Raw genomic sequence first — 8,243 nt, 5'->3', positions numbered from 1 at the left:
AAATCTTTGCAAGTGTTTTTTGACAAGTTTTTACAAAAATTTTAAAAAGCCTAAATTTTAGGCTGTACACCTTAAATAATGAGAATACTTATAAAAAACTCAACTTTCACCACCTTTCCAAAGCCTGTTGATCACTTTCTCGATGTTCGACCCAACGCTCGCCCTTTTCTGTCTGTTCTTTTTTCCAAAACGGCGCTTTGCTTTTGAGAAAATCCATAATAAATTCATTGGCTTGATAAGCTTCACCACGATGAGGGGAACTCACTGCGACTAGCACAATTTCATCGCCCGTATGCAGTAAGCCCACGCGGTGAATTACCGCAACGCGTAATAAATTCCAACGCGTGCAAGCCTCATCAACAATTTCACGCAAGGCTTTTTCTGTCATCGCAGGATAATGTTCTAAAAATAAACTGGATACACTATCGCCCAAATTCATTTCGCGCACTTTTCCCACGAAAATCACGGCAGCGCCGACACTATTTGGTGCGGAAACCCAACGATAAACCGCATTTTGATCAAAATTGGCAGTTTGTACCGCAATTTGAATTTCAGCCATTTTAGCCTCCTGTAACAGGTGGGAAAAAGGCAATTTCATCGCCATTTTGCACCGCACTTTCAAGACTAGCCAAGGTTTGATTAATGGCAACCAAAAGCTTTTCTTTATCTAACGCTAACGCCCATTTCTCACCTTTGGCGCTCAAATGTTGGCGTAGTGCTTCTGCATTGGTAAATTGGCCCGAGATTTCAATTTCATCAACCCCAATCAGCTCTCGTGTTTGGGCAAAAAATAATACTTTAATCATTCAGTTTTCCTGCTAAAAAATGGCCATATTTTCCACCGCACTTTTCTAAAAGGCGAATATGCTCAATCACAATATCTTTCTGCACCGCCTTGCACATATCATAAATCGTTAAGGCAGCCACGCTTGCAGCGGTAAGTGCTTCCATTTCCACGCCTGTTTTGCCTGTTAATTTGCATAGACTTTCAATACGCACTTGATTGCTTTCAGGCAGGGCAGTTAAGGATACTTCCACTTTTGAAAGCAATAATGGGTGGCATAAGGGAATTAAATCCCAAGTGCGTTTTGCCGCCTGAATGCCAGCAATACGCGCTGTGGCAAACACATCACCTTTGTGGTGTTGCCCTGATAAAATCATTTGCAAAGTAGATTGTGACATTGTAACCAGTGCTTCTGCTCTTGCTTCACGCACGGTTTCTTGCTTACCCGAAACGTCCACCATATTGGCTTCGCCATTATTATTAATATGAGTAAATGTGGTCATTATAATTCCTTGATTAACCGCCAATGCTGGCAAGATGATTACGCACGCCGCTATCACCATTATGTAAAAAGTGATGTTCTCGCTTACCCTGTAACGCAGAGAAAATTCGCGATTCTAAAAGAGATTGCTGATTATCCGCTTGTAACAAATCTCGCAATTCGATACCTTCTTCACCAAACAAACAAAGATGAAGTTTGCCCTTGGCTGAAACTCGCAGACGATTACAACTGGCGCAGAAGTTTTTTTCATAAGGCATAATTAAGCCAATTTCACCTTGATAATCTGGGTGTTTAAACACTTTAGCTGGGCCGTCTAAATAACCGCGCTGTTGCAATTGCCAACCTGAAGCCAGTAATTTTTCTGCTAAAATTTGCCCTGATAGATGATAACGTTGGAAAAACTGATCCATTTCACCTGTCTGCATTAACTCAATAAAACGCATTTGAATCGGGCGATGTTTTATCCAATCTAAAAAGCCTGAAAATTCCTGATCATTGAGATTTTTCATCAGCACCGCATTAACTTTAACTTTCTGATACCCCACTTCAAAGGCACGATCAATACCCTGCATAATTTCAGCAAACTTATCCACGCCAGTAATACGCTGAAAGATCTTCGCATCAAGGCTATCCACACTCACATTAACGGACGTAATCCCCGCTTGTTTCCACGCGGCAATGTCTTTCGCCATACGGTAACCATTGGTGGTCAGAGCAATTTGTTTGATGCCTTCAATTTGCTGAATCTTTTCAACAATAGAAAGAAAATCCTTGCGCAAGGTTGGCTCGCCACCCGTGATACGAATTTTTTCCGTACCAAGATGGGCAAAAGCACGCACTAGGCGGACTATTTCACTTTGAGTAAGAAAGCTCGGTTTATTGGCCTCTGGCTGATAACCATTGGGTAAACAATAGTTACAGCGGAAATTGCACATATCCGTAATGGACAGTCGCAAATAATAATATTGGCGGGCAAACCCATCAATAAGACGCGTTTCCCCCACCTGTTTTACAGGAATTTGTATAGGAATGCTTTGCATTAGACACCTTTCTAAAATGGAGAGGATAAGCCGTTTCCAACGTATCCCTGAGCAATACAAAATGCATTGCTGGCATTGCCACCCTATTTTGCAATCAACAAAACGTAGGTGAACAAGCTCGGAGTTATGCGAAAATTTTCCCTATTCTAAGGGCTTAACAACAATTTATCCATACCTAGAATGGGATCTATATCAAAAAAATGCCATATTTTACTTATAAATCAATTGTATAAAATGCTATATAACGAAAATTCACAAAATTTCTACCGCACTTTTAAACAAATTTGTTTATACTTACCCCTAATTCTCTTATAACGCTCACATTTTAAAGGAAAAACAATGAGTGATTTAACACCGCACAGTCGGCACGAAAATTTAGATAAGATAAATCACATTGTAGCTATTGGCGGCGGACACGGACTTGGCCGCGTGATGTCTGCACTCAGTTTTATGAAAGAACGCTTAACGGGCATTGTTACCACCACTGACAACGGTAGTTCCACAGGCAGAATTCGGAAACAACAAGGTGGCATTGCGTGGGGTGATTTACGCAATTGTCTTAACCAAATTATCACTGAACCTAGCACCGCTTCTGCACTGTTTGAATACCGTTTTTCCGCCAATAGTGGAGAACTTGCGGGGCATAATCTTGGCAATTTAATGCTAAAAGCCTTAGAAAATATGCAAATTCGTCCTACCGAAGGGGTGAATTTAATCCGTGATTTACTGCGCGTGAAATCTTTTATTGTACCGATGTCAGAAAGTGCGGTGCATCTTGCTGCTTCCTTGCCTTCTGGCTCTAGCGTGGTAGGTGAAGTGGAAATTGATGAGCTGAGCGAACTGCCTAACTCTATTTTCCTTGTTCCCCTTGTCAGCGCCACGCCTGAAGCCATTTGCGCTATTCAACAAGCTGAAGTGATTTTATTTGGCCCAGGCAGTTTTCTCACTAGCATAATGCCACCGATTTTGCTCCCTGAAATTATCGAAGCATTAAAAAACAGCCAAGCGAAAAAAATTTTCATCGACAATCTTGGGGTTGAACATAGCCCGTCCGCAGCGCTTTCTTTACAAGATCGAATAAATTGGATTAACGAAACCGTTGGGAAAAAGATTATTGATGGCGCGATCGTACAAAACGGTTTAATGCCAGAAAATAGCGATCCGCAGTTAAAAATTATTGCCAGACGTTTGCGTGCTGACGACATCAGCTACCGCCACGATCGCACCTTATTGTGCAAAGCGATTGATGATTTGATTGAGGAACTAGATAAGTAAATAAAAAATAGGGCTAAATTCAGCCCTGTTTTTTTCATATAACCTATTGATTAGATTATTTATTTATAAGTGTTAAAAATTCTTTCCTAGTTTCACGATCATCAAGGAACACCCCACCAAATGCAGAGGTTACCGTGTAACTATTTGTGTCCTTAATTCCGCGGCATTTCACACAAAAATGGGTGGCTTTTACATAAACCGCCACATTTTCTGTTTCTAAAATTGTTTGGAATGCGAGCAAAATTTGTTCTGTTAAACGCTCTTGCACCTGTGGGCGTTGGGCAAAAAATGCCACTACGCGATTGATTTTTGATAACCCGATCACCCATTTTTTCGGATAATAAGCCACCGACACCATGCCATCGATAGTCACAAAATGATGCTCGCAAGTGCTGGTTAAAGTTACATCATTCACCAACACCATTTCGCTCACTTTCATTCGATTTTCAATATTGGTGATTTTCGGGAAGTTGGCATAATCTAGCCCACTAAAAATTTCATCAACGAACATTTTCGCCAAACGAACTGGCGTTTCCTCAAGGCTATCATCACGCAAATCCAGACCGATCAATTTCATCACTTCACGCATATGCTGCTCAATGCCTTCACGGCGCTGTGATTTTGTCAGTTGCGTATCCACCATTGGGGTTTCAATCCCTTTACTCACCAATGCCTGACGGACTTTCTCCGCCTCTGGGGAAATCTTGTTCATTCACTACTCTCCAAATTTCAAATTGGGCTATTCTATCAGACAATAAAACAATAATAAAATGAGAAAGATAGCGGTTCAGTATGAAAATTTCTATAAAAATCACCGCACTTTCTTGTAGAATAGAATGCAATTCTTGATTGAAAAAGGACAATTTATGTTAAGCATTGAACAAGCTTTGAATGAAATGTTGGCACAGCTTCCTGCGCCGCAACAAACGGAAACTTTGCCGCTTTCGCAAGCCAGCCAGCGCATTTGTGCGGCGGATATTATCTCTCCAATTAACGTGCCATCTTTTGATAATTCTGCGATGGACGGCTATGCGGTGCGTCTTGCAGATCTTGCCCAATCACGCACACTCTGCGTGGCTGGCAAAGCTTTTGCAGGCAATCCTTTTAATGGCGAATGGTTGCCACAAAGTGCGGTGCGAATTATGACTGGTGCGATGATCCCAGCTGGCGCAGACGCAGTAGTAATGCAAGAAAATGTGCAACTTAATGAAGACGGCACGGTTACTTTCAACGAAATGCCAACATTGGGGCAAAATATTCGCCGAGCCGGTGAAGATGTTAAACAAGGGGACGTAGTGCTAAAAACAGGTGAAAAACTCACCACACTTCCCTTGCCGTTGCTTGCTTCCTTAGGCATTGCTGAAGTGCCTGTATTTCCACGTTTGAAAGTAGCGATTTTATCCACTGGCGATGAATTAGTTCCTGTTGGCGAGCCATTGAGCAGCGGTAAAATTTACGATACCAATCGCTTTACTGTGAAATTATTATTGGAAAAATTGCCTTGCGAAATTTTAGACTTCGGCATTCTGCCTGATGATGAAGCGCTATTTGAAACAGCCTTTTTGCAAGCGCAAGAACAGGCAGATTTAGTGATCACCAGCGGTGGCGTGTCAGTGGGTGAAGCGGATTTCACCAAGACGATTTTAGAAAAACTAGGGACGGTTAATTTCTGGAAAATTGCAATGAAACCGGGGAAACCTTTTGCGTTTGGTAAATTAGAAAAGGCGTGGTTCTGCGGCTTGCCGGGCAATCCTGTGTCCGCCTTGGTTACCTTTTATCAATTAGTGCAGCCTGCCATTGCCAAGCTCAGTGGTTACAGCCAATGGCAAGCGCCACAACAGCTTAAGGCAATCGTAAGTGAGAATCTGAAAAAAGGCGTGGGTCGCAAAGATTTCCAACGCGGTTTTTATTGGGTCAATGCGCAAGGACAACTTGAAGTAAGAGCCGTGGGTTTCCAAGGTTCTCATCTCTTTAGTGCTTTCATTGAAAGCAACTGTTTTATTGTATTAGAAGCAGAACGTGGCAACGTGCAAGCAGGTGAAATGGTGACCATTGAACCTTTCAATGAATTATTGGGTTAATGAATTATTAGGCTGATTATGATCGAACTCACTGCTGAAGAAGAACTACGCTACAACCGCCAAATTGTGCTGAAAGCCATTGATTTTGACGGGCAAGAAACACTGAAAGACAGCACAATGCTGATAATGGGCTTGGGCGGTTTAGGCTGTGCGGCGAGCCAATATTTAGCCGTGGCAGGCGTTGGCAAATTGATTTTAGTGGATTTTGATACCGTTTCTTTGTCTAACTTACAGCGCCAAGTGTTGCACGATGATAGCCGTCTGGCAATGCCCAAAGTGGAATCCGCCAAGCTCAGTTTACAGCGTTTAAATCCGCACGTTAAGCTGGAAACCATCAATCAACAATTAGATGATGATGCCCTACTCGCATTATTGCAAGGCGTTGATGTGGTGCTAGATTGTACCGATAATGTGGAAACGCGCAATCAGCTAGATCGTTGTTGTGAGCAAAGCAAAACACCGCTGGTTTCTGGTGCGGCAATCCGTATGGAAGGGCAAATTTCTGTGTTCACTTATGAAGAAAACACACCCACTTACCGCCAGCTTAGCCAGCTTTTTGGTAATGCGCCATTAAGCTGTGTGGAAACAGGGGTGCTTGCGCCAATGGTGGGAATAGTGGGATCAATGCAAGCCCTTGAAGCGATCAAAGTGCGGTTGAAAATAGGTGAGAATTTATGTGGGCGATTATTGCTCATTGACGGCTTCACAATGAAAATTCGGGAAATTAAAATCCCCGTTTAGCCTAAATCAGCGAAATAAAGCGGCATTAATTGCCGCTTATTTTTTCTCTTTTTTCTGTCATTTGTTCTCTATCGCTTCGCTTGTTCGAACTTAGATGATTTCTTAAGATGAACGCGCTAAAATTAACACGCGCGTGAAAAGCTGTTTAAACAAACGTGGAATGGACGCAACCCCACGCTGTTTTATCTCATTGGATAATGCCACCGCAAGATCGGGCTTTGATGTGCGTTGTATAGCACGTTGAATGATGCGATGAACCAAATATTTCTGCGAATGATCTTGCCAGCGTGCCAATCGAATAAAAGTTTGTTCAAAACCAGCATAATAGAAAAAATGCTCAATGTCTTTTTTCGGCAAATACGTGAGCCGCATTGCTGACTGTTCCTTATCATTGAGCAGACTTTTCGCCGTTGCAGAATATTTTTTGCCAGCTTCATCGCCATCAGTCAGCACATACCACTCAATTCCCATTGCTTTGGCATAATGAATCAAAGGGCGCAAGCCACACTGGGCAAATTCCACGATCCTGATGCCTTCCATCGCAAGATCAATACCAAGTAATTCTGCCAATTCAGTTAAAATCCAAACTTCCGTTTCGCCCTCCACCAACAGCCACATTCGAGAAAATAATGCAAGGCTACGATTATGCCGAATATGAAAGCTCAAACGGCGTAATTCTTCTTTATTTAATTGATGTGCAAGCTGAAAGGCTTCGGTGCGCTCTGTATTTCTTACTAAACGACAAATGGATTGTAAAGGAATTTGTGAAAGCAATTCTACGGAATTCGTGGTGGTGATGCGTTGGATCGGCAAATAACTGACCAACTCCCAAATGATCGCCACCATTCTTGGGTGCAGGCGAGCATCGGGATCTTCAAATAAAATAATCGGCCGCAAGCTATGAAAATCGCGTAATTCATCGGCGGAAACAAATAATTGGGTTAATTGTTGGAATAAAATATGACGTAATGAATGATGCTGTTTTTCTCGCAATTTTAGGCAAAGAGATTTCACATCATTCCAAAGTGCGGTGGTATCTTGCATTAATTCTGCCGCCATCGCACGATTGAGAAAATAATGTTGCAGCAAGTGCAGTGTGGATTGAATTTCACGATTGACTTTCGAATCATCTAACAAAGGCAACGCTGAAAAATGTTGATGCTTGGCCGATGAATTCAACCTTGCATCACGAAAACGGTAAACAGGGTGCTGTGCAATTAACGCCATTGCCATTTGCTCAGGATTTTCCAGCTTAAGCACATTCCCTTCGCCATCTAAAAAATGATAGGTGGTGATAATCTCAGCCCCTTGCATTTCCCCTGTAATCTGAAAATAAATTTTGGCATAGGGTTCATCATCAAAAATAGCCAATTGGTTATAAGGAAAATGCGTTAAGGATTTAGCTTCACGATGAACACTAAAGGTAAAGAAAAGGGTGATTTCTTTCGCCGTAAAGGCATTATTTTCGTCCTGATAAAAATCCGTTGCTTGGAATTGATAAAGGCGCTTCTCATCATTAAAAATTAAGCTCAACGCCGCCAATAAACTGGATTTCCCCCAGGCATTTTCACCAATCAACACCATATTCGGTTGCAAGGTAAATGAAAGGCGGTTTATGCCACGAAATCCTACAATATCTAATTGACGCAAATACATCACCGCTCCTTCTATCCTTGGTTTACTTGGTATTTTCAGTTCACTTGCGTAAAATAGCACAATAATTTCATCATTTTAAGGAAAAAACTGTGTTTGAAGGGTTACTTATCGTCCTTGGCCCAATGTGTTTAGGGTATTTTTTTAAGACAAAAAACACCGCACTT

The 8,243-nt window shown here is 42.0% G+C and carries 9 protein-coding genes and 1 riboswitch; of the genes, 3 read left to right on the top strand and 6 right to left on the bottom strand.

Features of this window, described 5'->3' with window-relative positions:
- Window positions 1-106: 106 nt before the first annotated feature.
- The 4 genes from moaE to moaA all read right to left on the bottom strand — a co-directional run bounded on the left by moaE (window position 107) and on the right by moaA (window position 2,326).
- Entirely contained in the window at window positions 107-559 is a 453-nt protein-coding gene (moaE, locus tag C3Z13_RS09300) for a molybdopterin synthase catalytic subunit MoaE (protein WP_103855733.1), read from the bottom strand.
- Between the two features lies 1 nt (window position 560).
- Window positions 561-806, bottom strand: coding sequence for a molybdopterin synthase sulfur carrier subunit (gene moaD / locus C3Z13_RS09295; RefSeq protein ID WP_103855732.1), 246 nt, complete (start codon window positions 804-806; stop codon window positions 561-563).
- Complete coding sequence (gene moaC / locus C3Z13_RS09290) at window positions 799-1,287, bottom strand: cyclic pyranopterin monophosphate synthase MoaC (RefSeq protein ID WP_103855731.1); 489 nt, start codon at window positions 1,285-1,287, stop codon at window positions 799-801. The genes moaD and moaC overlap by 8 nt, the downstream gene beginning before the upstream one ends.
- A gap of 13 nt (window positions 1,288-1,300) precedes the next feature.
- Window positions 1,301-2,326 (bottom strand): GTP 3',8-cyclase MoaA, encoded by a 1,026-nt coding sequence (gene moaA, locus C3Z13_RS09285; RefSeq protein WP_103855730.1) that lies wholly within the window; start codon window positions 2,324-2,326, stop codon window positions 1,301-1,303.
- Window positions 2,315-2,462: riboswitch (molybdenum cofactor riboswitch) on the bottom strand. Its footprint overlaps the gene before it by 12 nt.
- Before the next feature lie 203 nt (window positions 2,463-2,665).
- Here moaA and C3Z13_RS09280 point away from each other — a divergent pair.
- Window positions 2,666-3,601, top strand: a complete 936-nt coding sequence (locus C3Z13_RS09280; RefSeq protein WP_103855729.1) for a gluconeogenesis factor YvcK family protein — start codon at window positions 2,666-2,668, stop codon at window positions 3,599-3,601.
- A gap of 55 nt (window positions 3,602-3,656) precedes the next feature.
- Here C3Z13_RS09280 and folE read toward each other — a convergent pair whose 3' ends face one another.
- Entirely contained in the window at window positions 3,657-4,313 is a 657-nt protein-coding gene (gene folE, locus C3Z13_RS09275; protein WP_103855728.1) for a GTP cyclohydrolase I FolE, read from the bottom strand.
- 154 nt (window positions 4,314-4,467) lie between these two features.
- Between folE and moeA the strand changes: the two genes are divergently transcribed.
- Window positions 4,468-5,682 (top strand): molybdopterin molybdotransferase MoeA, encoded by a 1,215-nt coding sequence (moeA, locus tag C3Z13_RS09270; RefSeq protein ID WP_103855734.1) that lies wholly within the window; start codon window positions 4,468-4,470, stop codon window positions 5,680-5,682.
- 18 nt (window positions 5,683-5,700) lie between these two features.
- Window positions 5,701-6,423, top strand: a complete 723-nt coding sequence (gene moeB, locus C3Z13_RS09265; protein WP_103855727.1) for a molybdopterin-synthase adenylyltransferase MoeB — start codon at window positions 5,701-5,703, stop codon at window positions 6,421-6,423.
- A 102-nt stretch (window positions 6,424-6,525) separates the two neighbouring features.
- On the opposite strand, the gene C3Z13_RS09260 is transcribed toward moeB, so the two are convergent.
- Window positions 6,526-8,079, bottom strand: coding sequence for a DUF2813 domain-containing protein (locus C3Z13_RS09260; protein WP_103855726.1), 1,554 nt, complete (start codon window positions 8,077-8,079; stop codon window positions 6,526-6,528).
- Window positions 8,080-8,243: the final 164 nt, after the last annotated feature.

The sequence above is a fragment of the Avibacterium endocarditidis genome, from assembly GCF_002921145.1.
Lineage (GTDB): Bacteria > Pseudomonadota > Gammaproteobacteria > Enterobacterales > Pasteurellaceae > Avibacterium > Avibacterium endocarditidis.
This window is presented reverse-complemented; position numbering and strand designations above follow the sequence as displayed.

What these genes read in the sequence shown, in the direction of transcription:
- folE (WP_103855728.1), bottom strand. Translation starts at nt 4,313, where the DNA reads ATGAACAAGATTTCCCCAGAGGCGGAGAAAGTCCGTCAGGCATTGGTG.
- moaE (WP_103855733.1), bottom strand. Translation starts at nt 559, where the DNA reads ATGGCTGAAATTCAAATTGCGGTACAAACTGCCAATTTTGATCAAAAT.
- C3Z13_RS09260 (WP_103855726.1), bottom strand. Translation starts at nt 8,079, where the DNA reads ATGTATTTGCGTCAATTAGATATTGTAGGATTTCGTGGCATAAACCGC.
- moeA (WP_103855734.1), top strand. Translation starts at nt 4,468, where the DNA reads ATGTTAAGCATTGAACAAGCTTTGAATGAAATGTTGGCACAGCTTCCT.
- moeB (WP_103855727.1), top strand. Translation starts at nt 5,701, where the DNA reads ATGATCGAACTCACTGCTGAAGAAGAACTACGCTACAACCGCCAAATT.
- C3Z13_RS09280 (WP_103855729.1), top strand. Translation starts at nt 2,666, where the DNA reads ATGAGTGATTTAACACCGCACAGTCGGCACGAAAATTTAGATAAGATA.
- moaC (WP_103855731.1), bottom strand. Translation starts at nt 1,287, where the DNA reads ATGACCACATTTACTCATATTAATAATAATGGCGAAGCCAATATGGTG.
- moaD (WP_103855732.1), bottom strand. Translation starts at nt 806, where the DNA reads ATGATTAAAGTATTATTTTTTGCCCAAACACGAGAGCTGATTGGGGTT.
- moaA (WP_103855730.1), bottom strand. Translation starts at nt 2,326, where the DNA reads ATGCAAAGCATTCCTATACAAATTCCTGTAAAACAGGTGGGGGAAACG.